The sequence below is a fragment of the Nitrospira sp. genome (genome assembly GCA_015709715.1).
In the GTDB taxonomy this organism is placed as follows: domain Bacteria; phylum Nitrospirota; class Nitrospiria; order Nitrospirales; family Nitrospiraceae; genus Nitrospira_A.
The window spans coordinates 235401-257490 of record CP054184.1 but is presented as its reverse complement, the minus strand read 5'-3'; the positions used below and the strand labels follow the sequence as shown (position 1 = coordinate 257490).

The window sequence follows — 22090 nt, the reverse complement described above, 5'->3', positions numbered from 1 at the left end:
TTATGGGCGATTTGTTCAGCGAATGCAGCATTTAAGTCTTCCTGGAGAGGCACCGATAAGGGCCACAGCAGTAGGGAAATGGGCGGGATGATGTGCGCACATCTCCGCAGCCCGGTACCCGGCTCGCCGGCACGGATGCTGGCGAAACGTTCCGAGTAGTGCCGAACCTTCAGGAGGAAGTGCGTCATGCCATTAGTAGTCAATACCAACCTTGCTTCTCTCTCCGCACAGCGGAACCTTGCGGTGAATCAAGCTCAACTCGCTCGCTCGGTCGAGCGGCTGTCCTCGGGTTTGCGGATTACCCGGGCCGCCGACGATGCGGCGGGTTTGGGTGTATCTGAGACCTTGCGTGCCCAGATTCGGAGTATCAACCAAGCCAACCGAAACGCGGGAGACGGCATCAGCCTGACGCAGGTGGCAGACGGCGCCGCGGCGTCGATCGGTAGCCTGTTGGCTCGTATGCGTGAGCTGGCGACACAGTCGGCGAGCGGCACCCTCGGATCGACCGAACGGTCTTACCTGGACCAAGAGTTCGTGGCCTTGCGTTCCGAAATCGATCGAATTTCAGCCTCCGCGGAGTTCAACGGTCAGCCGCTGTTGAGCGGAAGCAACAACAGCTTCTCGGTGTTCATTGGGTTCAAGAGCGGGTCCAATAGCTCCTTGACCGTGGCTTTGGACGACCTCGATACATCGACGATGGGGTTGAGCACAGCGAGTGTTTCGACGGCCGCCACCGCACAATCGGTGCTTGCGGCGATTGACGGAGCCATTTCCTCGGTAGCGACCGCACGCGCCAATTACGGTTCCATTCAAAGCCGCTTCGAAGTCGCGATTCAGAACTTGACGATCACGGCTGAGAACTTCACGGCTGCCGAATCCCGAATTCGCGATGCGGATATCGCTCAGGAAACATCTGTGTTCACGAAGAACCAGATCCTCACTCAATCGGGCATTGCGATCTTGGCGCAGGCCAACGCGCTGCCCCAGCAAGCCCTGGCGCTGCTGCGAGGCTAAGGCTCATCCGGTGGATAGCCCTCTTTCTGAGAGGGCTATCCATGGACCTAGCCTAAGGAGGCTACCATGGTTCACGAGGTACCGAATCGTAAGGACCTCCTCGCTGCAACCACTCATCCGAGTGCCCAAGGATCCTCGCGTTCGCCGGAACGGAACGTCGAAGAAAAGGGCTCCGAACCTCAGCCGGCCGAGGAAGGGGTACAGCAGAAGGATCTGCAACATGCGCTCTCGCGGGTCCGCGAGGTGTTCCATAAGGCAGATCCGCGATTAGAGTTTTCGATCGATCCGGATTTGGATCGAGTGGTCGTCAAAGTGATGAACGGGGAGTCCGGCGAGGTGATCCGTCAGATTCCACAGCAGGAGATCATCGAGCTCGCGAAGCGACTCGAAAGCCCGACGGGTTTGCTGCTGCACCACAAGGTGTAGATCCGTTCACGGCATGAAAGGGATGTCATGGCGATTACCTTTGGTGGATTGGGCAATGGCGTGGACTTTGGCCAAGTCGTCACCGAGTTGGTCAAGGTCCAACGCCTCCCGCTCGACAAGCTCAATACCCAAAAACAGGATCTCCAGAGCAAACTGACCGACTATGGCCTACTCGGCACCAAGCTCCTAGCCCTCCAGAGCGCCGCCGACTCATTGCGTTTCCCCACTAGTTTTGATGAGTCGTCCACCAGCGTCAGCGATGAGACCGTGTTGTCCGCCCAGGCCTCTGCCGGCACGGGAACGGGCAGCTACACACTTCAAGTCTCTCAGCTGGCCAGGGCGCATCAAATTACTACTAAAGCGGCCAAAGCGGTTGCGGGGGTCACGAGCTCGGTCGTCTCCGGAGGGAGCGCGACGTTTTCCTTCAAAGTTGGGACGGGTGCGGATCAGACGATTACACTTTCCACCGGCGCCACGCTCGACGATCTTCGTTCGGCCATCAATGATTTAGGGGCCGGAGCGACCGCCTCCGTCATCAATACCGGCACCGAGTCGGCACCCGCCTATCGGCTGACGCTGACGGCGTCGTCTTCTGGAGCGAGCAATACGATCACGATTCTTGCCGACACAACGGATCTTGATTTTGCCAATACGTCCGGCACGGGCGGCGTCGATACGCTTCAGGCCGGGCAAAATGCCATTCTGGTGGTCGGAGATCCCGGCGAGACAACGATCACCATCGAACGAGAAAGCAATGTCGTTTCGGATGCCATTCCGGACGTCACGTTAACCTTGAAATCCAAAACCGCCGGGGATCCCGTCACGGTCAATGTGAATGCGGATCCACAGGCTGTTCAAGAAAAGATCACGGCGTTGGCGACCGCGTACAACGATATCGTGAAGTTTGTCAATGAACGCACGACATACGACATTACGACGAAAACAGGGGGCAAGTTCTTTAACGAGAGCACTGCCAAAAACGTTCTCACGCAGCTGCGTACCGCCATTTCCAGTTCAGTGAGTGGTGCATCGTCTTTTCGGTCTTTAGCGCAAGTGGGCTTCAAGACGGAGCGGGATGGCACGATTACGATCGAGTCGGCCAAACTGGACTCCGCCCTCGCCGACGACTATGTGTCGGTGAAAGCTTTATTTGTAAGCCAGAGTACCTCGGTCGGGATTGCGCAACAGCTCACCCAAGCGGTCGATCTCCTCGACAGTGTCGACACAGGGTCGTTTACGATCCGAAAGAACGCCATCACGCAGCAAATGACCAAGTTAACCACAGAAATCGCTCGCAAAGAAGACATTGCAAGCCGGTATGAGGAACGCCTTCGACTGCAATTCGCTTCACTGGACAGCTTGCTTCAGAAACTTCAAGGCCAGACCAGCTCACTTCAGGCGCTGAGGTAACCAACGGACACATCATGCTCGCAAATGCCGCTAACGCATATCAGCAGACTCAAGTAATGACTGCCAACCAGGTTCAACTGATCGTCTTGCTTTATGATTCGGCTATCCAATCCCTTGAACTGGCACGAGAAGCCATCCTAACGAACAATTATAAAGATAAAGCTCGGTTCTTGGATCGCAGTATGGCGATCGTGGGCGAACTGGCGAGCGTTCTGGATTTCGAACGAGGCGGTGAGATTGCTATTTCGTTGCACCGACTCTACGACTACATGATTCATCAGTGCATCCAGGCAAATCTTCGGCATAATGGTAAGCATCTGGATGGCCCAATCAAATGTCTGACGACACTACGCGAAGGATGGCACGTAGTGGCCCGCCAGGAAGCGGTGACACATGCCGGCGGACAACCTTTCTGACCTTCCAACGCAAACCAACCCCATATCTCTCGAACGTCTGACGCAGGATGCAGTGGAGGCGGCACGAGCCGGCACCTGGGACCGCGTGGAAGCCTGTTATGCGAAACGGGGGATTCTGTTGGCGGATTTTCGGGTGGATCCAGAGCTCGCTCGGCGTCTCTGCGAAATGGACCAGCAGGTCCGCGCGGCATTGCTCGTCGCGCAGGCAGGAATTCTGAGTTTGCTGGAAGATTCCGTACAGCTTCGACGGCAATTGCGAAAGTTTACACAGATAGACATGCCGTCGCAGTCATTGGATGGACGGTTGCATGTTGAGGGGTGAGAAGCTCCTAGAGGAGTTGCGCCTAGCCCGATAAGGATAGAGCGCGGATACAAGATATGAAGACATCTCCGAAGCTGAATACCAACACTGTTCTGGCGGAGGTCAAGAGCGACGAACGACGCGAGTGGCTCAGGATCGACGATCGCTTATTGCTTGAGTATCGACTGCTCGATGAACCTCCTGAAGCGATGAATCGCTATTTGCCGCCAGTCACGGACGATACGATAGCGACTGCGGTTTCGAAGCCGACCCACGACCTTCTTGCGCGTGCCGGTGAGGCGTTTGCGAGTTCCCCCTTGCTTCCGTGGGTATCGAAAATCGATTGGATACTCGAGACCATGCTCAAGGCTATGGCCAAGAGCGATCCCGGCAGCGTGAATATCGCACGCCTGACGGAGGTCGATATCAGTGCGGGAGGACTTGGATTTCATGCTCCGAGAGAATTTCAATCCGGAGACCTGCTGACGCTGAAGATCATCCTGCCGCCGTTTTCCATGGTGAATACGACGGCAAGGGTGATTCGTGTGACGAATTCAGGCGCCGCTCCGATGTCCTACCATACGGCGACGCAGTTCGTGGATTTAGCGAGCGATCACCAGGAACAGATTATCCGACATATCCTGCAGCTACAGGCGGAACGACTACGAGCGAGAAAGGGCTTGTAGCGAAGGGCCGTGAGGACCGACGGCCGCGACCGGTTGAGTATCGGCCGGCTCAGTGGTCGGGTCGAGGAGCGACTGAAGAAGATGTTTGGCGACCACTTCCAGCGCCTGGGCAGAGGGCGCCGCAGGTTCACATTCCACGACAGGTAAGTAACTACGGATGGCCTGAATCATCGATTGGTCGTCCGGAATCTCACCAAGCATCGTCAGTTCTCCCCCCACATATTCGTTCAACAGTTTCTTGAGCTGCAGGACATTGATTCTGGATTTCCCGGACACCCTGTTCACAATCAAATGTGGTCTGAAGGTCGCCAGGGTCGCACTCGCTGTTTCACGGGCATCAGGATTCACCGTCTCAACCGCGCGGATCACGTCCTCAATGCTGGAGTAGTCCCGATCGGAAAGCGCCTCGCTGACGGCATCGCGCGAGAGGAATGACGAGAGAACCCGCCGAATTGCCGCAAGTTTAATGAACCGGTACAGATCGAGCACGGACGTCGGATCCGGCGTCGCCACGGTAAGATAGTGATCGGCCATGAGAAAAAAGTCCAACGCGTGATAGCTGGTTCCTGCACCGATATCGACGATGATGATGTCTGCCTGGAGTTGCCGGAAGTGGCGAATCAGCCGCTTCTTTTTCGCATAGGGAAGATTGGCAGTGATCAATGTTTCTCCCGTGCCAGGGAGAAGTTGTAAAAATGGATGGGCCGAGATGGGTTGTAATACGTCATCGAGTCGTTGAACCCGTCGTTCGATGAAATCCGTCAGCGTGCGCGCGGGATGGAGGATTCCGAAGAGGATGTGCGCATCGGCGCCACCCACGTCAAGGTCGGCCAGCACCACTCGCTTACCGCGACGAGCCAATAACATGGCCAGATTCGCAGCGATGACGCTCTTACCCACACCGCCTTTCCCTGAAGCGATCGAAATAATTGTGCTCATTGGGGGTAGTCTCTCCCGGTTGCAGTCGTTCGGTGTTCTTGTTGTCGGTTGTAACTCATCAGAACATTAGACCTTGGACGCGGCACCCTCACTTTTTCTCGCCATCGGTGCGAATACCGCATTCAACCTGCCATGGTTGGCAGGAACGGTCAATTAAAGTTTGAGACAGGGCTCACCGATACGGCATCCGTCATGAACGATGCAATCGCAACAACAACTGCGTTTAGCGGCGACCGCACCTCATCCGCAGAGGGGGAAATTTTGACGGTCGCCGAGGTGGCACGGTTTCTCCGTGTCCCGAAATCGACGGTTTATAAGCTCGCGCGTCTCGGGCAATTGCCGGCTTCGAAAATCGGAAAGCATTGGCGATTCCTTCGGCAGGATATCCACGAGTGGATGCACCATCGAGCTCAACAGAACTGATGGTTCGGCGCAGCCCCTTGGGGCGATGATGCAGGATCGTGATGGGGCTGCTCCTCGTCAGACCTTCCCTACTGCCAGCTGATCACTCAAGACTCAGATGAGGATGCCATGAGCGATTCGAATGCACTGAGAAAAGTCGATGCCGTGTTACCCAAACTATGCCTGGATACGTTCCGACAGCTTCGAGACCTGATCTACGAACAGACAGGAATTCACTTTCAGGACAACAAGACCTACTTATTGGAAAACCGCCTGCTACCGCGCCTGAAGGCGTGCCGCTGTCATAGCTTCGAAGACTACCTCAATTTTCTCAGATTTGACGCCTATCGGGATCATGAGTTTACGGAGTTGTACACCGTGATCACGACCAACGAAACGTACTTCTACCGAGATGAAGCGCAACTCGAAACATTTATGAAAGCCATGATCCCGTAGGTCATGAAAACGAATGCGGCCAGCAAGCAAATCCGGATCTGGAGTGCCGCCTGTTCCACGGGAGATGAGCCCTATACCCTGGCTCTGTTGTTGCGTGACTACCCGCTCTTGACCGGGTGGACCATCGATATCTTGGCAACGGATATCAGTGAGAATGTCCTGGAGGTGGGCCGCAAGGCATCCTACAGCTCGCATTCACTAAGAAAAGTGCCTCCTCTGATCCTGGAGAAGTATTTTACTGGCCCGCGCGAGGAGAAGACTCTAAATCCGTCCGTGAAACATCTCGTACGGTTCATGAACGTGAACCTGTACGACCGCCCGCGACTGAAATTGATTCGTGGGATGGACATGGTCTTCTGTCGAAATTGTCTGATCTACTTCGATGAGCGGGCGAAAGCACAGATTGTCTCGGATCTGCGGGACGCGCTCCGCCCGAAGGGCTATCTGGTAATCGGGTTTTCTGAAAGTCTGTCCGATAAGAATGGGATGTTCAAAGCGGTCCATGCAGGTCGTTCGGTGATTTACGAGAAACAGTAAGGAGGGTGATTCATGCCAGCTGATCCCAACATGAAGATTTTGGTCGTGGATGATATGTCCACGATGCGTCGCATCGTCAAGAATATCCTCAAACAATTGGGTTTCAACAATGTTGAGGAAGCGGAAAACGGACAGGAAGCCCTCCATAAGCTGAATGCCGATAATTACGGGTTCGTCGTATCGGATTGGAACATGCCCGTGATGATGGGCATCGATATGCTGCGTGCCATCCGGAAAGACGAAAAACTCAAGACCATTCCGGTTCTGATGGTCACGGCAGAGGCCCAGAAGGAGAATCTCATCGAAGCGGTCCAAGCCGGCGTGAGCAACTACATTGTCAAGCCGTTCACGGCAGAAACAATGCAAGACAAGATCAACAAGATCTTTAAGTAAGGTGAAAGGCGGGGAGACGATGACTGGAACACGAGGAACCGCAAAGCCGGCTGTTCGGGCGAATGAAAACGGCGCCGAAGAGCCTGCAGACCCCAACGCCAAGCTTTATGAGGAACTTGGGGAGTTGGCGCGTTTCATCGACACCACGATGAAAACGCTATCTGAATTCAGCACACCGGTCAACAATTCCACGCAGCAGCTGCCGCAGGCCATGAGCCATCTGACCGACCTCAAGGCCATGACGGAGCGTGGGACGCATGAGGTGATGCGACAAGTCGAGGGCATTCAGAACAACCATGTGCGCCTCGCCCAAACTCTGAAAGACTTGACGCACGCTCTCAGGCTGGCTCAGGCCTCACCGTCTCTGACTGAGCAACTGAAGACTATCACTCACATGCTGGCAGACGATGATAGACGTTTAATCGAGATCATGACGGCACTGTCGTTCCAGGATCTCGTGGCTCAAAGCGTGAACAAGTTGGTGACGATCCTCGATGAGGTTGAACACAAGTTGCTTCAGCTAGTCGTCGTGTTTGGTCCCTACCAGAAACAGGTGGTGCAGAAGGACCAAGGCAAAGCGAATGAAATGCTGAGGCAACTGGAGGCAAAAAAAAACACGTCGATGGACCAGGATCTTGCCGACGAGATCCTGAAGCAATTCGGTTTTAACTGAGGTAGGTCATGAACGACGAAATGCAAGAGATTCTGAATGACTTCCTGACCGAATCCAACGAGATGTTGGAGATGCTCGATCAGCGTTTCATCACGCTGGAGGCCGATCCTGGCAATAAGGACCTGTTGAATGAGATCTTTCGTGCCATGCACAGCATGAAAGGATCTGCTGGATTCTTGGGGTTTAATCGTCTCGTGGATGTCGCGCACCGTGGCGAAAACATCCTCAACAAGCTTCGGCAGGGTGAAATGGCCGTCGTGCCGACTGTTATCAGCGTCATTCTTGAAGCTATCGATGTAATCAAGGCGTTAATGGCCGACATTCGCGAGTCCGGCACGGACCTGCATGTGGCGACGGACAGTATTGCTGCCAAGCTGGACGCCATCATCAACGGTCAGGTCGGAGAATCGGCATCGCCGGAGGTTGCATCAGTCCCCGTTCAGGCTCAAGCCTCGTCTTCGGCATCTTCGATTCCGGTCTCAGCGAGGGGCTCGACCGTAGCGCCTTCGGAGCCGGCGCCCCCCACGCTCGGGGAAATCTTAGTCAACGAGGGACTGGCATCGAAAGATCAAGTGCTGGATGCCTTGAATGCGCAACAGCATCAGCCGGAACCCAAAACACCCTTGGGAGAGATTCTCCTCCAAGCCAAGGCCATTACTGAACGGGCGTTGGATCAGGCGCTGCAAAAACAGGAGAAGCAGGCCAAGCCGGCGGAAGAAGACGCCACGATTCGGGTCGAGACGAAGCGACTCGATAGTGTGATGAATCTTGTCGGCGAATTAGTATTAGGGCGGAACCGTTTGATCAAGATCGGTACACAACTCGAACAGGATCACGAGTCGGATCCCCAGGTGCGGGCTCTCAGTGAAACCTTGGCGCAGCTGAATCTGGTGACGACCGACCTGCAGCTCGCGGTGATGAAAACGCGCATGTTACCGATCAAGAAGGTGTTCGCCAAGCTGCCTCGAATGGTACGGGATCTCTCTCAAAAATTGGCCAAACAGGTGCGGCTGGAAATGGACGGCGAGGAGACGGAACTCGATAAGTCAGTGGCCGACGAAATCGGCGACCCCTTAGTGCACCTGGTGCGCAATGCCATCGATCACGGTATCGAGATGCCGGCTGAACGGCAGGCCAGGGGGAAACCGAGTGAGGGACAATTGGCCATCGTCGCCAGTCAGGAGGGCAACAGTATTGTCATCCGCATCAAGGACGACGGTCGTGGTATCCAGGTTGAAAAGGTGAAGGCCAAAGCTTTGGCGAAGGGGTTGGTCAGCGAAGCCGAGTTGGCCACGATGGAGCACCGTGAGATTCTCAACCTTATTTTTCTGCCGGGGTTCAGCACAGCGGAGCAAGTCACGGATGTATCCGGGCGTGGGGTGGGGATGGACGTCGTCCGGACAAATATTCGGAAGATCAACGGCAGCGTGGAACTCGAATCAGAGCCCGGAAAAGGTAGCCAAATCGTCATCAAGCTGCCCTTGACCATTGCCATCATTCAGGCCTTGATGGTGGAAGTCGAACGGTCGATCTTTGCCATTCCACTGGGTTCTGTCATCGAAGCGGTGCGTATCACGAAATCGGATATCAAGACCATCAACGGTCGCGAAGTGCTGCATTTGCGCGATCGTGTGCTTCCCCTTATCCGACTGGCGCAGGAGTTCGAGATTCCGACGGATTCCGATCGCGAACGGTTTTACGTCGTTGTGGCGGCGTTGGGTGACCGTCGAGTGGGAGTCGTAGTCGATGAACTCCGCTCTCAGGAAGAAGTTGTCATCAAGTCCATCTGGGACTACCTGGAGACAGTAAAGGGTGTTTCTGGGGCCACCATTACCGGAGAAGGCAAGGTGGTCTTGATCTTGGATACGGCTGAGTTGGTTCAAAATGCGCAGGCGTGGCACAACGCCGGAATGGCCGCCTAGGCGACAAGCCTGGGGCCTGAAGCGAGTAGGAAATCGGAGGAAGTATGTCGAATCTCATCAACGAAATTGATGCGAGAACTCGTTTGGCCGGCGCCAACCAGATGGAGCTGTTGCTGTTCAAGCTCGGAACCAACGAGATCTACGGTATCAATGTGTTCAAAGTTCGTGAGGTCATGAAGCTGCCGGCGCTGACTCAGATTCCTGAAGCCGACAGTCGTATTGTGGGCATGGCGAACATTCGCGGCATCATGGTGCCGGTCGTAGGGCTCCGCCGCAGTCTGGGGCTGGGAACAGAAACCGATGGGGCGGGGACCTCTCATCCCTACCTGATCGTGTCCGAATACAACGCGAGCCTTCAGGGTTTTCTCGTTTCGGGTGTTGATCGCATCATTCGGTTTTCGTGGTCGGCCATTAAGACGCCACCGGCCATTGTACGCGAAAACAATAAGGGCGCAGTGACGGCCGTTACAATGCTGGACGACGGCCGAATGGTGCTGATCCTCGATGTGGAGAAGGTCTTACACGACATCTGTCCCCGATCTGACGACGAAGTGTTTTCCGGGATGGTGCTCTCACCGGATCTCAAGTCGAAATGTGTGATGTTTGCTGACGATTCGTCGGTGGCGAGGATGCAGATTCGGAAAGCACTCGATCGTCTGGAAATGTCCTACATCATGGCGACGACCGGCGGAGAAGCGTGGAGCAAGCTGCAAGCACTGGCGGAACAGGCGACTGCCGAGGGGAAACTGCGCGTAGATCAGATTCAGTGCGTGCTGAGCGACATCGAGATGCCGGATATGGACGGCTTTACCTTGACGAAACACATCCGCGCCGATCCGCGCCTGGGGCACTTGCCGGTCATTCTGCATTCTTCCCTGACGGGCACCTGCAACATGGAAAAGGGGAAGACAGTCGGCGCCTCTGATTACATTACAAAGTTCGACGCGAAGTTGTTGGGAGAAAAGCTGTCGTTCCATTTGAACACTGGATCTCAGGAAACCACTCAGGCTGCATAGCTACAGGTTCGACAGGGCAGTAACGCGGTGATGGCCATGGCACTCCCAGACACGACCACTTCAAACCAACCCGTGCGGGTTTTGGTGGTCGACGATTCTGCGTTCATGCGGAAGAGTCTTACCACCATGCTGGAAGAGGGCAAGCAAATAAAGGTGGTGGGGGTCGCACGCAATGGGGAAGAGGCGATCCAGCAGGTGCTGCAGTTGAAGCCTGACGTGGTGACCATGGATGTGGAAATGCCCGGCATGACCGGACTGCAGGCCTTGCAACAGATCATGGCCAAGCACCCGGTCCCTGTCTTGATGGTGAGCTCGCTGACGACCGAGGGAGCGCAAGAAACCCTGCAGGCTCTTGAATGGGGAGCCGTTGACTTCATCCCGAAACAACTGGACGGCGTCGCGCCTCGAATTGCGGAGATTCAGAAGCAACTCGTCTCTAAGGTTCTGATGGCCAAACATGCTGGCACGAAGCTACGCCGGCCTGTCTACGCGGAGACGCCCAAGAACCGGATCGTTCCAGTTAAAGCCTTGAGTAGTCATGCGGTCAGTGTCACGCGCGGGGCTAAACTCATTGCGATTGGTTGTTCCACCGGAGGCCCCCAGGCCCTGTTTGAGATCATGCCGACGATCCCCGAGGACTGCCCGGCCGCGATCGTCATCGTCCAACACATGCCGAGATCGTTCACCAAGCCCTTCGCCGATCGCCTCAACGGTTTGTGCCAATTAGAAGTCCGCGAGGCGGTCCATGGAGACGAAGTGAAACCAGGCCGTATCCTCGTGGCCCCGGGGGGCATGCAATTTCGTGTCGCCAAGAAATCCATCACCACGACGGTGGTGTCGCTCGCGCCGAATATTGAACACCATGCCCATGCACCCTCAGTCGACATCATGCTGCAGTCGGTCGCGACCGTGTATGAGGAACGCAGTATCGGGGTCATCCTGACTGGCATGGGACACGATGGGTTGGAGGGCATGAAGGCAATCAAGGCAGTCAATGGGCGGACCATTGCGCAGGATGAGGCATCAAGTGTGGTCTATGGGATGCCGAAAGCCGTCATCGAATCAGGCTGTGCGGACAAGGTGGTTTCGCTGGTCAAAGTTGTTGGCGAAATCATGAACATGGTGTGACAGGGATCAGCGTTTCAACCGTTCACAAGGGAGAAGGGTAGGAGGCCTTATGGGGGGAATGATGAAGAATATGACGATTGGACCCAAGTTTATTACCTCGATCTGCGCGGTGTCACTTCTGGTGATTCTCGCAGGTCTGTTCGTCCTCTATCAGCAAGAAGAGTCGAAGATCGAGACCTTGCTTACCGGTCGCGTGAATGCGATCAGCACCCAAATTGTGATCACGCGGGCCTATATCACGCAGAACTATGTCGCCAAGGTCAAGAAGTCGAAGGCCGGTGCTGACATCCAGGTGGTCAAGGATCATGCCAATCTTCCGGACGCCATTCCCTTCCCGGCGACGGCGGTCAGGGAAATGGGCGAAGAGGCCACACGGACCGGCACCTACAGCGTCCGCCTCGTGAGCCAGAACCCGATGAATTCGGCCAATAGTCCAAAAGACAACTTCGAAAACGAAGCGGTCCGGGCCATCATGGCCGGCGCGGAGAGTTATGCGCGCCGTGATGAGGTCAACGGAGTGATGACATTCCGACGAGCCATCCCAGACAAGGCCACATCCGCCGCCTGCTTGAGCTGCCATACGAACAATCAGGTCGGCGATACCTTGGGTATGTTGAGTGTTTCGGTACCCATGGCTGAGGCGGTCGCGCTGTCTAGTCGCTCCATGTGGCAGACCGGCAGCCTGATGACGGGGGTGGTCGTGGTCATCATGTTCGTGACCTATCTCTTGCTCCGCAATATCGTCCTCAAGCCGCTGGAGCGCATGAGCGACATTTCGAAGGATATTGCCAAGGGCGAAGGTGACCTCACCAAGCGAGTGCCCTGCGAAGGGAACGATGAAATCGCTCGCATGGGCGGATACTTCAACGAGTTCATCGAGAAGCTGCAGCACATGATCAAGAAAGTGGCTCATGTGACGGACAAGGTGGCCTCGGCTTCCGTTGAGTTGTCCGCGACGGCGGAGGAAATATCGAAGGGCACCGATACCTTGACCTCGCGGGCTTCCCAGACCGCAGCGGCGGTGGAAGAGATGAACGCGACGGTCGGTCAGGTGGCGCAGAACTCCGGAAAGGCGGCCAGTCTGGCGCAGGACACCGTGAAGACTGCTCAGGACGGCGGGACGGTGGTCTCCAGCACGATCGCCGGCATGCAGCAACTTTCCGAGGCGGTTTCCCACTCGGCCACCATCATTGCCGAACTGGGGAAGTCTTCCGATCAAATTGGCGAAATCGTCCGGACGATCGAAGACATCGCCGACCAAACCAACTTGTTGGCATTGAACGCCGCGATTGAAGCAGCGCGAGCCGGAGAACAGGGCCGTGGCTTCGCCGTTGTGGCCGACGAGGTTCGGAAGCTCGCCGAGCGAACGACCAAAGCCACCAAGGAAATCGGGGACATGATCCGGCAAATCCAGCAAGACACGCGTGGAGCCGTTGACTCCATGCAGCAGGGGACCCAGAAGGTCACGGCTGGCGTGGACCTGGTCAATAAGACCGGCGATGCGCTGTCACAGATCGTCCGAATGGTCTCTGAGAGTGCGGACATGATCCGACAGATTGCGGTGGCCTCGGAAGAACAGTCCGTGGCGACGCAACAGATCGCCAGCGACATCGAGCAGGTCGCGAAGGTTACGAAAGAATCCTCGTCTGGAGCGCATGAGTCGGCCAAGGCTAGCCAAGACCTGAGCCAGCTGGCAGTCGAACTCCAGGGAATCGTGGGCGGGTTCAAGATCTGACCCCTCACTGTCGAGAAGGAGCCTGTATGAGCGCGATCGAACAACAGGTCCATGCCGCTCCGCCGGTGGCCGCAGAACAGTCTGCGGCCCATCCGGGGGAGCGGACAGGGGAGGACCTCTGTCAATTCGTGATCTGCCGCATCGGGAGTGAGGAGTTTGCGGTTGATGTCTTGAGCGTACAGGAAATCAACCGAATAGCCGAAGTAACCCGTGTACCCAAAACGCCTCCTTATGTGGAGGGAGTCATCAACCTGCGCGGCCGGATTATTCCGGTGCTCGACTTACGTAAGCTGTTTGGTTTGACCGGCGCCAAACAGACGACGCAGACGCGCATTGTCGTGGTGTCGGTTCAGTCACGATTAGTCGGGCTGGTGGTGGATTCTGTGGAGGAAGTGTTGCGCGTACCCAAGAGTGCGATCGAGCCTCCACCCTCAGTGGGGACGATGGCTGGATCGGAGTTCACGCAAGGAGTCGGACGGATCGAGGATCGCCTCCTGATCCTGGTCGACTTGAATCGTTTACTGTTGGCCCGCGAAGCTGCCTGAGGTCTCCAATTCAAGAGACGGGACTGGGACAGGAAGCGGTTGCGGTGTGAGGCGGGGTGTGGGGGAGCTGGGGAGGGTGGCGTTAGCGCCCTCCCCGCGAGAGCATTCAGTGGTTGGCCGGATTGTTGGAGCTTGGCGGTGGGCTTTGGCGCTTCTTCTGGTTCTCAAGGACCCGCTCAAGCAACTGCAAGGATTCCGTTAACACCTCAGAGGCACAACAGAGCGTAACCTGGAATTGTTGCATGGCTTCCTGCCAGCGCCCCTCTTGCTGCAGAGCCTGAAACTTACGGTGCTGCTCGTCAAGAATGGCTTGCTTGGCATCAAGCATCAGGCTATCAACCGGACCAACCATGGTACCTCCAATACGACAGGCAGAAGTGGTGGCAGGGACGGTATCAAAGTCGTTCGGATGCGCGCAAGCCCGTCATCCGAGCTTGGGACAGCTACTTTCGAGGGTCATGGGACATGAGGGGTAAGGTGCAGACACTGTGGACATAGCCACGATATTAGGCGTCGTCATTGCGATCGGGTCCATTCTGGGCGGACAGGCACTGGAAGGGGGCCACATCGGCTCGATCCTGCAGTTGACGGCATTCATCATCGTGATCGGAGGAACCATCGGGGCCTGTTGTGTCCAAAATCCCCTTCCCGTGGTCATTAAGGCCATGGGCTCCCTCTCGCTCGCGATCAGTAACCCGCATCATGACGTGAAGGGAACCATTACGCAGATCTTGGACCTGGCCAATGTCTCGCGTAAACAGGGCCTGTTGGCCCTTGAAGGAAAAATAAAGGATCTGCACGATCCTTTCTTCAAGAAAGGCCTGCAATTGATCGTCGATGGGACAGACCCCAAGGCACTTCAAGAAATACTTGAGATTGAAGTCGAGCACCACGAAGAGGAAGGTGTGCTCGCGGCCAAAGTCTGGGAAGCCGCGGGCGGGTACGCACCGACGGTGGGCATCCTCGGTGCTGTGTTGGGCTTGATTCACGTCATGGAAAATCTGGCCGATCCCTCCAAACTGGGTGGCGGTATTGCCGTGGCCTTTGTGGCGACGGTCTATGGAGTCGGTGCCGCCAACCTGTTTTTTCTCCCGATCGCCAATAAGATCAAGTTGAAGTTGAAGGAAGAGGCCGGGCTCAGAACCATGGTGATTCTCGGTCTCGTCGGCTTGGCCCAGGGCGAAAATCCTAGGTTGTTGCAGGAGAAATTGGAAAGTTATCTGCCTCAGAACGAACGGACCAAAGACGAGAAGAAATAATGGCTAAGAAGAAACACGAGGAACACGAGAACCATGAGCGATGGTTGGTGTCGTATGCCGACTTCATCACGCTGCTGTTCGCCTTCTTCGTGGTCATGTATTCTGTGTCCTCGGTTAATGAAGGCAAGTACCGCACAGTGAGTGACTCGATCAAGGCGGCCTTGAATCCTGTCAATAGCACGCCGACCAGCCGCCTGCCGTTCACGATCGGTGATGCGAAGCCGAAAATGGTGACCCCGGAAATTACAAGTGCCAACGAGCCGGTCATCCGCCGGATGCGTGAAATCATGAAGCGCATGCATCCGGTGACGAAGCTGGAAATGCCGGACATCAAGGTCATTGAAACGGGAAACGGCGCCATCATCATTTCTCTGCCGGAATCTATTCTCTTCAGTAGCGGCGAGGCCAGGGTCAAGCCGGATGCCCTGCCGTTCTTGAAAGCACTCGCTGAAGTCCTACTAGAAATGGATCGACATATCCGTATTCTGGGCCATACCGACAATGTGCCGATCCGTACGGCGCAATTTCCTTCCAATTGGGAGTTGTCTGCCGAGCGAGCTGTCATGGTGGTCCGGATCTTCTCCGAGTTGTACGGTGTGCCGATCACCCACTTGTCAGCCACGGGTTTTGCCGATGCCAAGCCTATCGCGACGAACGATACCCCTGAAGGGCGCTCCAAGAACAGGCGGGTCGAAATCGTCGTTCTGGAAACGACAGACCATGACAATCCGGGAGAACGTGGGCAAAGCACGGAGGGTCCTCCCGCCTGACGATCGTTGATTTCTACCGACCTTCGGTGGCCGTTCATCGGGGTTGGCCTGTGTCGATTGCAGGCTCTCTCATCTGCATTCCATGACTGGAGAAAATGACCTCCACCGTCGCGGTCCTCGCCCCGAACTCACGCCGACTCGACTACCTGCCTTACTCCGACCGCCGTCCACACAAATCGCACGCTCAAGAATGAACACCACCGGGCCGATATCATCGGTGAGCTTGCCTGCGCGCTCCGCATGCCGTGAGACCACGGTGGGTGCCTTGACACATCTTGCGGGGGAGTAACATGGATCTCAAGACCATCCTGTGGTATCTCGTCCTCTCCAGTCTGACCATTGCCTATCTCATCGTGCTGTCCGGTGTGCGGGCAGCCAAGTCGCATGACGTCTCGCACCATTCCCATCGGATGATCGCAGGGTGCACCATCGTCGGAATCTGGTTGGTCGCCTATCTGTTGAAGCAGGTGATCTTCGGCCGGGAAGCGTTTCGCGGGACGGATATGGAGTATTGGGCCTTCTATCTGCCGGTGTTCGTCACCCATATGCTGCTGGCCGTAACGACGATTGGCTTGGGCGCCTACAACCTCCACATGGGACTGCATCGTCTGCGCTACGGGAGCGTAGGCGCTATGGCCGCCGGGATGACCACGCACCGGCGTATGGGAAAGGTACTCGTGTGGACCTTCAGCGGCACGATGATCACAGCCTATTTGGTGTATCTCATGCTGTTTGTCTGGTATGCGAGCTGACGCGATGGAGCACTCGATCACCAAGCAGGAATATGATCGCATTCGCACGCTCTTGTATGACGAGAGCGGGATTTCCCTGGGAGAAAGTAAACAATCCCTCGTGGTGTCCCGTCTCACGAAACGCTTGCGCGAGCTGCAACTGGATAACTTCACGGCCTACTACAACTACGTGATGCAGGACGGCAGCGGTGAAGAATTCACCCGCATGTTGGATCTGCTCTGCACAAACAAAACGGATTTCTTTCGTGAACCGAAGCATTTTGATTTTCTGCGCGAGCGCATTCTCCCGGGGCTTGAGCGGGAGAAGCGTATTCGCATCTGGTCTTCCGCCTGCTCGACCGGGGAGGAGCCGTACACGATTGCGATGACCCTGTTCGAAGCCGTTCCGAACCCGACGCAGTGGTCCTTTGAGATTCTGGCGTCGGACCTTTCGACCCGTGTGCTCGCTCATGCAGCGAGTGGGCTGTATACAGATGACCGCGTGAGAGCGATGCCGGCGGCGATCGTCAAGCGGCATTTTATGCGGGGGCGCGGGGACTGCGCCGGACTCGTCAAGGTCAAACCACATCTCGCAGCCTGTATCAAGTTCCAGCGCATAAATCTCATGGACGAGCGGTTTCCCATCTGTGTCCCGTTGGACGTGGTGTTTTGCCGGAACGTCATGATGTACTTCGATCGTTCGGCTCAAGAACGCCTGGTCAACAAACTCTTTCACCATCTCAAGCCGGGGGGGTACCTTGTGATCGGCCACTCGGACAGTTTGCAGTGGGTATCTCATCCGTTTAAGACCGCCGTCCCCACGATCTATCGGAGGGATGTCTAGACGACATGATCGGGGATGCATCAAGCCCATCTCATGGGCGACAGGAACTGTTCGCAATAGATAAAGGAGTAACCATGAAGATAATCAAGGAACTGAGAGACAAGACGGCGACATTGAGGCTGGAGGGCAATTTTACCTACACCCAACGGAAACCCTTCCAAGAAGTCATTCAGGCGGTCTGTGCCCAGAAGGTCGACCACATCATCGTGGATCTGTCGCAAGTCGGCTTCGTAGATAGCGCGGCTTTGGGACTGCTCATGATCACCCATCGTCAACTGCAGGCAGACAAACGACAGCTCTCGCTGGCCTATCCGCAGCCGACCGTCCGGCAGATCATCGAGTTGGCCAATCTGCACAAGAATATTCCCTTCATCGAAGCTCCCGCCCCCGGACTCGCCAAAAAGTCCGCCTAGGGAAGCGAGTGAACCTCGAAGGGCCCGCGTGGTTTGTCGAGGGACAGAAGGACGTCGAACGTGCCCACCGCCATGATTCTTGTCGTCGACGATGACGTGATCGCCCGCACCAGCATGGCCAACCGTCTCAAGCGGGTGGGTTACCATGTCATCGAAGCCGGTGACGGCACCGGGGGCCTGGCCGCCATCCGCCGCCACAAACCGGACTTGATCATTCTCGATTGGATGATGCCCGGCCTTGACGGACCCACCCTGTGCGAAGCCATTCGCGCCGACGCCGACCTGAAATCCAGCCAAGTCGTGCTCATGACCGCCAACGATCGGCCTGAACAAATCGCCGAAGGCCTCTCGCGCGGCGCCGATGATTTCATGAGCAAGGCGGCCAGCAAACAGGAGATCATGGCACGGGTTCAGGCGAACCTGCGTGCCCGTGCCCTGGTGCGGGAAATCGAACAGACGCGGGATGATCTCGATCGGTCCCATCGTGCATTAACCACGAAGCAAGCCGAACTCGAAAGGGAATTGCAGTCGGCCGCCGCATTCGTCCGCTCCCGCCTCCCGCAGCCCGGCACACCGGCACCGGGGTGTACGATGCAGTGGGCCTATCAACCGTCGTTGACTCTCGGGGGGGACCTGTTTCAAATCAGCCGTTGGGGAAAGGACTACATGGGAATCTACATGCTCGATGCCTCGGGCCATGGAGTGGCCGCGGCACTCAGGGCGATCAGCCTGATGACCTTCCTCAGCGAAGACAACCTGGTGAAGGTGGCCGGCGATTATGATCCCGGCCTAATCCTGAACGAGGCGAACCGCCGGTTTCCCCTCACTCTGGACGGCGAATACTTCACCCTGTGGGTCGGCCGCCTCGAACTCACGTCCTTCACGTTGTGTTATGCGGCGGCTGGGCATGGCGGCGCGTTTCTCCAGTCACCCCAGGGTGGCTCCCGGTGGTTGTCCTCTGCCAGTTTGCCGTTGGGATTCGATCCCCAGTCCGTCTTTCACACCGCCACCACGCAACTCCACAAGCAGGATCGCCTCTATGTGTTCAGTGACGGGATTTATGAGGCTCCCTCCAAGGAGGGCGAGTTGTGGGGGCGAGAACGGCTGCAAGCCACCCTTGAAGCACATCGGACCTGCAAACTCGGCGAGGGATTGGTGGAGACGATTGCCGCCGCGCGTCAGTGGATGGGCAGCGACCTGTTTCCTGACGATGTCGCACTCGTGGGCCTCGAAATGGTGGAACAGCCTGCGGCACAGAGGAGTCACCGGTGATGTCGGAGCATGCCGCGATCTTGGACCTGCCCGCCGCTCTCAACTGGCTTGACGGCGACAAAGAACTCTTTCTGACTCTGGCAGGCATGTTCTTGGAGCGCACCGGCCAGGACATCCTGTCCATTCGCGCAGCGCTCGACGCCCACGATCTCCCACGATTGGCCAAAGAAGCCCATCGGCTCAAGGGATCGGCCATGGAATTTTGCGCGGCTCCCATGGTGGAGGCGGCCAAGCAGCTGGAACATTCCGCACGAAGCGGCGTCGCAAACGACATGTCCGTCCTCTATGGGACCATGCAGCAAGAACTCGATCGACTGACCACCGCCCTGGAAGCCATCATCCATACAGGCTTCCCCGAATGACTTCGAGCAGGCCGTCCAGGACGCTCCTCGTCATAGCCCCTCGCCGCCTCACCGCTTGACGAGCCTCGTCCAGGCAGTTTATCTTCGGGCGCCAACTCGGCGGTTCACCCTACGCACACCCACGAGGTTTCCATGACCGTCCTCACACGCCTGGTCTCCGCTGTGCTGTTCGTCGTCTGGTTCGCCGGCTGCAGCGGCGCCCAGTGGGTTCACCCCACCAAGCCCAAAGACATGTTCGCTCAGGACTATAACAAGTGCCAGGCCGACGCCTTGCGTGACCCCAAATTGCAGCAGGGGATTCAGTTGCTGATTCTCGAAGCGACGGAACGCTGTGTAAGAAAGCAGGGCTGGCAGTTGGTCGAGCCGGAATAGGGTCGGGTTCAGATGTCTACAGGAACCGAATGCGGGTCATGAACTCATGGGGGAGCGGCCCCTGGCGCTCGACGCAGATCGTCGTGATCGCTTCCTTCGTGCCATAGCCGGTTGAGCGCCAGCCCGCGATCGGCTGGAGCGACCCTTCATAGAGCCGGCTCGTCCCGCCTTCGATCGTCATCAGAAGCGGGTGATCCAAGCCCTCCAGCCGATAGCCTCCCTCGACCGCCACCGGTCGGCAACCCACATGCCAATTCAACTCAAGGTGGTGCGTCCCGTCGCCCGTGAGCCAGTCCCAAATCATCCACACTCCCGCCGGATCGTATGACACGCCGCGCAGATGCGTCACCCCTAACCGGTCCCGGTACCCGTAGTGCCGAGCAATCACAGTGATTGTGCCCTCCGGCGTTTCGTCCTTATAAATGAGGTGCGTGTCAAACGGCTGCGACCACGCCAGCGGCCCCTCCGGCACGGCTTGGTCCAGGCCGTCCACCGTCACCGTGTTGTGAGCCCGCGTGCCGCGAAAATAGGCCCGCCACTGGGCATCGCCGTGGTAGGTGAACGTGCCGGGATCGATCAACACATCCTGAAGCCCCACATGAAGGAGCAGGGAGAGCGCGTCGGCGTGACCATGCGCGAATCGAGGCGGCATACCGAGCGGCCCGTGGTCGAACACGGCCCGTTGCAGGTCTCGCCCACGAATGATCGAGTAACCGGACAGGTGAAACGTGGTCAGACCCGCCGCGCGCGCGGTGCTGGGGGCCGGGAAACAGAGATAAGGGGAGAGGGCGGTTTCGTGCTCTCCGTCACCGATAGGTGGTAACCGATCGTCGGTGACAGGGCAAAACTCGTTCAGGAAGGCCCGGCTGCGATCGAACACATGGCGGATGCGTTCCGGCACCGACAGTTGACGCTGATCGAGCAGGGAGAGCACCAGTCCGTAGAGGTCCGTGCTGAAGCGCAGAAAACCAAACCCCTGCTCCTGCCCTCCACCATCGTGACTGATATGGCGAGGCGTTTCCTCTTCCAAGAGGTATCGGCCGAAGGCTACCCAACGTTCCGCGCCCTCCAGTTCGGGAAACAGCAGGCCGGCATGGATCAAGGCCACAGCGCCTGCGAGGGTATCATGGGGAGGCGGCGATGGAAGCGACAGACGCCGGCGGATCAATTCCGCATGTCCCGCGACCAATGTGAGCAAGGCGGTCCACACCGGCTGTGGCCGCTGGAGCCAAGAGCGAACCAGATCCAGCGCATAACAGGCGGCCAAGACGCGCAGCCCGCATTCCATCGGCGAGATGTAATGGATACCGATCAACAGCGGGTTGGCCTGAACCCAGGACAACAGGTGCCCCTCCATTGCATCGACGGCGCGGGTTCGGACGGTCGGCTCCGCCTTTTGGGCCATCAGCGCGAGCGTCACGAGGTGTTGCAGCCGCGACGGTTCCCACGCCACCCGCACATCGCCGTAGGGATTGCCTGTGTGAACCGGAATGTGATGGAAAAACTGCCGTGGCCAGGTCTGCCCTGTGTCGGGAGCTTGATGCCAGCAGGAACCATCAGCCGTCCATTGCCAGGGGCATCCAAACACGGAGAGCGTCCCGTTCAAGAGCGCCTCACTCGACGCCCGGTCCATGGTGAACTGCCAAGGCAGCGAGGGCAGCAGCGGATAGGGGCTGCGGCAGAACGCGGAAGCTGACACGTCTTGTAGGGTAAAGGCTCGGCTCAACCAGCGGCTGCCCAGTTGTTGTTGGAGGCGGAAGAGGGAGAAAAGGCCCCGTTCCCGTGCCCCATGCCACCAATCGGCCGGACGGCCGGCGGCCAGCGCCTTGGCGGGAGCCGCGAGTCTCTGCGGCAAGCCGTCGGGGTTGAACGAAAGCGTCACACGCAAGGCGTGACCTCTGAGCGCCATCTCGGTTGAACAATCATGCAGAGACCCTGTCCGTTCGGCTCTGTGGAGGTTCCCAATGTGTGAAGGCACAGTACCTTCGTCTACAGCCGAGGTCAATGACGAAATACCACGTATCGCCAAGAAAAGCAGGAACTACGTAGGCGGCAAGTGAACAATGTT

The 22090-nt window shown here is 57.1% G+C and carries 27 protein-coding genes; 24 read left to right on the top strand and 3 right to left on the bottom strand.

Going from position 1 to position 22090, the window contains the following annotated elements; genetic code table 11:
- Positions 1-186 precede the first annotated feature (186 nt).
- The 6 genes from HRU82_01165 (at position 187) to HRU82_01140 (ending at position 4253) form a co-directional block, all read left to right on the top strand.
- A complete protein-coding gene (locus HRU82_01165) occupies positions 187-1014 on the top strand; it encodes a flagellin FliC (GenBank protein QOJ33642.1) in 828 nt (275 codons plus the stop codon).
- A gap of 66 nt (positions 1015-1080) precedes the next feature.
- A complete protein-coding gene (locus tag HRU82_01160; GenBank protein QOJ33641.1) occupies positions 1081-1440 on the top strand; it encodes a flagellar protein FlaG in 360 nt (119 codons plus the stop codon).
- 27 nt (positions 1441-1467) lie between these two features.
- A complete protein-coding gene (gene fliD / locus HRU82_01155; GenBank protein QOJ33640.1) occupies positions 1468-2850 on the top strand; it encodes a flagellar filament capping protein FliD in 1383 nt (460 codons plus the stop codon).
- A 14-nt stretch (positions 2851-2864) separates the two neighbouring features.
- Positions 2865-3266 carry a flagellar export chaperone FliS gene (gene fliS / locus HRU82_01150; GenBank protein ID QOJ33639.1) on the top strand — a complete coding sequence of 134 codons (402 nt, stop codon included), beginning with the start codon at positions 2865-2867 and terminating at the stop codon, positions 3264-3266.
- Positions 3244-3588, top strand: a complete 345-nt coding sequence (locus HRU82_01145; GenBank protein QOJ33638.1) for a hypothetical protein — start codon at positions 3244-3246, stop codon at positions 3586-3588. The genes fliS and HRU82_01145 overlap by 23 nt, the downstream gene beginning before the upstream one ends.
- 56 nt (positions 3589-3644) lie before the next feature.
- Complete coding sequence (locus tag HRU82_01140; GenBank protein QOJ33637.1) at positions 3645-4253, top strand: PilZ domain-containing protein; 609 nt, start codon at positions 3645-3647, stop codon at positions 4251-4253.
- Here the strand turns inward: HRU82_01140 and HRU82_01135 are convergent.
- Positions 4230-5192 (bottom strand): P-loop NTPase, encoded by a 963-nt coding sequence (locus tag HRU82_01135; GenBank protein QOJ33636.1) that lies wholly within the window; start codon positions 5190-5192, stop codon positions 4230-4232. The genes HRU82_01140 and HRU82_01135 overlap by 24 nt on opposite strands.
- Before the next feature lie 192 nt (positions 5193-5384).
- On the opposite strand from HRU82_01135, the gene HRU82_01130 reads away from it, so the two are divergent.
- From HRU82_01130 to HRU82_01085, 10 genes are all read left to right on the top strand, one after another.
- Positions 5385-5615 carry a helix-turn-helix domain-containing protein gene (locus HRU82_01130; protein ID QOJ33635.1) on the top strand — a complete coding sequence of 77 codons (231 nt, stop codon included), beginning with the start codon at positions 5385-5387 and terminating at the stop codon, positions 5613-5615.
- A gap of 108 nt (positions 5616-5723) precedes the next feature.
- Positions 5724-6050, top strand: a complete 327-nt coding sequence (locus tag HRU82_01125; protein ID QOJ33634.1) for a hypothetical protein — start codon at positions 5724-5726, stop codon at positions 6048-6050.
- Positions 6051-6053: 3 nt separating this feature from the next.
- A complete protein-coding gene (locus HRU82_01120) occupies positions 6054-6587 on the top strand; it encodes a hypothetical protein (GenBank protein QOJ33633.1) in 534 nt (177 codons plus the stop codon).
- Positions 6588-6599: 12 nt separating this feature from the next.
- On the top strand, positions 6600-6980 hold the full coding sequence (gene cheY, locus HRU82_01115; protein ID QOJ33632.1) for a chemotaxis protein CheY: 381 nt from the start codon (positions 6600-6602) through the stop codon (positions 6978-6980).
- Positions 6981-6999: 19 nt separating this feature from the next.
- A complete protein-coding gene (locus tag HRU82_01110) occupies positions 7000-7653 on the top strand; it encodes a protein phosphatase CheZ (GenBank protein QOJ33631.1) in 654 nt (217 codons plus the stop codon).
- 8 nt (positions 7654-7661) lie between these two features.
- The gene (locus tag HRU82_01105) at positions 7662-9575 is read left to right on the top strand and encodes a chemotaxis protein CheA (GenBank protein QOJ33630.1); all 1914 of its coding nucleotides are present in this window, start codon (positions 7662-7664) and stop codon (positions 9573-9575) included.
- A 44-nt stretch (positions 9576-9619) separates the two neighbouring features.
- Positions 9620-10591, top strand: coding sequence for a chemotaxis protein CheV (locus HRU82_01100; protein QOJ33629.1), 972 nt, complete (start codon positions 9620-9622; stop codon positions 10589-10591).
- A 36-nt stretch (positions 10592-10627) separates the two neighbouring features.
- Positions 10628-11719, top strand: coding sequence for a chemotaxis response regulator protein-glutamate methylesterase (locus HRU82_01095; protein QOJ33628.1), 1092 nt, complete (start codon positions 10628-10630; stop codon positions 11717-11719).
- Between the two features lie 70 nt (positions 11720-11789).
- A complete protein-coding gene (locus HRU82_01090) occupies positions 11790-13454 on the top strand; it encodes a methyl-accepting chemotaxis protein (protein ID QOJ33627.1) in 1665 nt (554 codons plus the stop codon).
- A 26-nt stretch (positions 13455-13480) separates the two neighbouring features.
- Positions 13481-13999, top strand: coding sequence for a chemotaxis protein CheW (locus HRU82_01085; GenBank protein QOJ33626.1), 519 nt, complete (start codon positions 13481-13483; stop codon positions 13997-13999).
- 106 nt (positions 14000-14105) lie between these two features.
- On the opposite strand, the gene HRU82_01080 is transcribed toward HRU82_01085, so the two are convergent.
- Positions 14106-14351: a hypothetical protein gene (locus HRU82_01080; GenBank protein ID QOJ33625.1), complete on the bottom strand. Its 246-nt coding sequence runs from the start codon at positions 14349-14351 to the stop codon at positions 14106-14108.
- A 136-nt stretch (positions 14352-14487) separates the two neighbouring features.
- Here HRU82_01080 and HRU82_01075 point away from each other — a divergent pair, with 136 nt between their 5' ends.
- From HRU82_01075 to HRU82_01040, 8 genes are all read left to right on the top strand, one after another.
- Positions 14488-15258 (top strand): flagellar motor protein, encoded by a 771-nt coding sequence (locus HRU82_01075; GenBank protein ID QOJ33624.1) that lies wholly within the window; start codon positions 14488-14490, stop codon positions 15256-15258.
- Entirely contained in the window at positions 15255-16028 is a 774-nt protein-coding gene (locus HRU82_01070; GenBank protein ID QOJ37070.1) for an OmpA family protein, read from the top strand. Before HRU82_01075 ends, HRU82_01070 begins: the two co-directional genes overlap by 4 nt.
- Before the next feature lie 290 nt (positions 16029-16318).
- Positions 16319-16780: a DUF420 domain-containing protein gene (locus HRU82_01065; GenBank protein QOJ33623.1), complete on the top strand. Its 462-nt coding sequence runs from the start codon at positions 16319-16321 to the stop codon at positions 16778-16780.
- Positions 16781-16784: 4 nt separating this feature from the next.
- Entirely contained in the window at positions 16785-17603 is an 819-nt protein-coding gene (locus HRU82_01060; GenBank protein ID QOJ33622.1) for a protein-glutamate O-methyltransferase, read from the top strand.
- A 74-nt stretch (positions 17604-17677) separates the two neighbouring features.
- On the top strand, positions 17678-18016 hold the full coding sequence (locus HRU82_01055; protein ID QOJ33621.1) for an STAS domain-containing protein: 339 nt from the start codon (positions 17678-17680) through the stop codon (positions 18014-18016).
- Positions 18017-18076: 60 nt separating this feature from the next.
- Positions 18077-19288: a response regulator gene (locus HRU82_01050; protein QOJ33620.1), complete on the top strand. Its 1212-nt coding sequence runs from the start codon at positions 18077-18079 to the stop codon at positions 19286-19288.
- Complete coding sequence (locus HRU82_01045; GenBank protein QOJ33619.1) at positions 19288-19650, top strand: Hpt domain-containing protein; 363 nt, start codon at positions 19288-19290, stop codon at positions 19648-19650. Before HRU82_01050 ends, HRU82_01045 begins: the two co-directional genes overlap by 1 nt.
- Before the next feature lie 132 nt (positions 19651-19782).
- Positions 19783-20022 carry a hypothetical protein gene (locus HRU82_01040; GenBank protein ID QOJ33618.1) on the top strand — a complete coding sequence of 80 codons (240 nt, stop codon included), beginning with the start codon at positions 19783-19785 and terminating at the stop codon, positions 20020-20022.
- 16 nt (positions 20023-20038) lie between these two features.
- Here HRU82_01040 and HRU82_01035 read toward each other — a convergent pair whose 3' ends face one another.
- Complete coding sequence (locus tag HRU82_01035; GenBank protein ID QOJ33617.1) at positions 20039-21931, bottom strand: heparinase II/III-family protein; 1893 nt, start codon at positions 21929-21931, stop codon at positions 20039-20041.
- Between the last annotated feature and the right edge of the window lie 159 nt (positions 21932-22090).

What these genes read in the sequence shown, in the direction of transcription:
- HRU82_01055 (QOJ33621.1), top strand. Translation starts at nt 17,678, where the DNA reads ATGAAGATAATCAAGGAACTGAGAGACAAGACGGCGACATTGAGGCTG.
- HRU82_01125 (QOJ33634.1), top strand. Translation starts at nt 5,724, where the DNA reads ATGAGCGATTCGAATGCACTGAGAAAAGTCGATGCCGTGTTACCCAAA.
- HRU82_01040 (QOJ33618.1), top strand. Translation starts at nt 19,783, where the DNA reads ATGACCGTCCTCACACGCCTGGTCTCCGCTGTGCTGTTCGTCGTCTGG.
- HRU82_01145 (QOJ33638.1), top strand. Translation starts at nt 3,244, where the DNA reads ATGCCGGCGGACAACCTTTCTGACCTTCCAACGCAAACCAACCCCATA.
- HRU82_01165 (QOJ33642.1), top strand. Translation starts at nt 187, where the DNA reads ATGCCATTAGTAGTCAATACCAACCTTGCTTCTCTCTCCGCACAGCGG.
- fliD (QOJ33640.1), top strand. Translation starts at nt 1,468, where the DNA reads ATGGCGATTACCTTTGGTGGATTGGGCAATGGCGTGGACTTTGGCCAA.
- HRU82_01105 (QOJ33630.1), top strand. Translation starts at nt 7,662, where the DNA reads ATGAACGACGAAATGCAAGAGATTCTGAATGACTTCCTGACCGAATCC.
- HRU82_01085 (QOJ33626.1), top strand. Translation starts at nt 13,481, where the DNA reads ATGAGCGCGATCGAACAACAGGTCCATGCCGCTCCGCCGGTGGCCGCA.
- HRU82_01080 (QOJ33625.1), bottom strand. Translation starts at nt 14,351, where the DNA reads ATGGTTGGTCCGGTTGATAGCCTGATGCTTGATGCCAAGCAAGCCATT.
- HRU82_01140 (QOJ33637.1), top strand. Translation starts at nt 3,645, where the DNA reads ATGAAGACATCTCCGAAGCTGAATACCAACACTGTTCTGGCGGAGGTC.
- HRU82_01045 (QOJ33619.1), top strand. Translation starts at nt 19,288, where the DNA reads ATGTCGGAGCATGCCGCGATCTTGGACCTGCCCGCCGCTCTCAACTGG.
- HRU82_01135 (QOJ33636.1), bottom strand. Translation starts at nt 5,192, where the DNA reads ATGAGCACAATTATTTCGATCGCTTCAGGGAAAGGCGGTGTGGGTAAG.
- HRU82_01095 (QOJ33628.1), top strand. Translation starts at nt 10,628, where the DNA reads ATGGCACTCCCAGACACGACCACTTCAAACCAACCCGTGCGGGTTTTG.
- HRU82_01120 (QOJ33633.1), top strand. Translation starts at nt 6,054, where the DNA reads ATGAAAACGAATGCGGCCAGCAAGCAAATCCGGATCTGGAGTGCCGCC.
- HRU82_01060 (QOJ33622.1), top strand. Translation starts at nt 16,785, where the DNA reads ATGGAGCACTCGATCACCAAGCAGGAATATGATCGCATTCGCACGCTC.
- HRU82_01110 (QOJ33631.1), top strand. Translation starts at nt 7,000, where the DNA reads ATGACTGGAACACGAGGAACCGCAAAGCCGGCTGTTCGGGCGAATGAA.
- fliS (QOJ33639.1), top strand. Translation starts at nt 2,865, where the DNA reads ATGCTCGCAAATGCCGCTAACGCATATCAGCAGACTCAAGTAATGACT.
- HRU82_01065 (QOJ33623.1), top strand. Translation starts at nt 16,319, where the DNA reads ATGGATCTCAAGACCATCCTGTGGTATCTCGTCCTCTCCAGTCTGACC.
- cheY (QOJ33632.1), top strand. Translation starts at nt 6,600, where the DNA reads ATGCCAGCTGATCCCAACATGAAGATTTTGGTCGTGGATGATATGTCC.
- HRU82_01100 (QOJ33629.1), top strand. Translation starts at nt 9,620, where the DNA reads ATGTCGAATCTCATCAACGAAATTGATGCGAGAACTCGTTTGGCCGGC.
- HRU82_01090 (QOJ33627.1), top strand. Translation starts at nt 11,790, where the DNA reads ATGACGATTGGACCCAAGTTTATTACCTCGATCTGCGCGGTGTCACTT.
- HRU82_01035 (QOJ33617.1), bottom strand. Translation starts at nt 21,931, where the DNA reads ATGGCGCTCAGAGGTCACGCCTTGCGTGTGACGCTTTCGTTCAACCCC.
- HRU82_01160 (QOJ33641.1), top strand. Translation starts at nt 1,081, where the DNA reads ATGGTTCACGAGGTACCGAATCGTAAGGACCTCCTCGCTGCAACCACT.
- HRU82_01130 (QOJ33635.1), top strand. Translation starts at nt 5,385, where the DNA reads ATGAACGATGCAATCGCAACAACAACTGCGTTTAGCGGCGACCGCACC.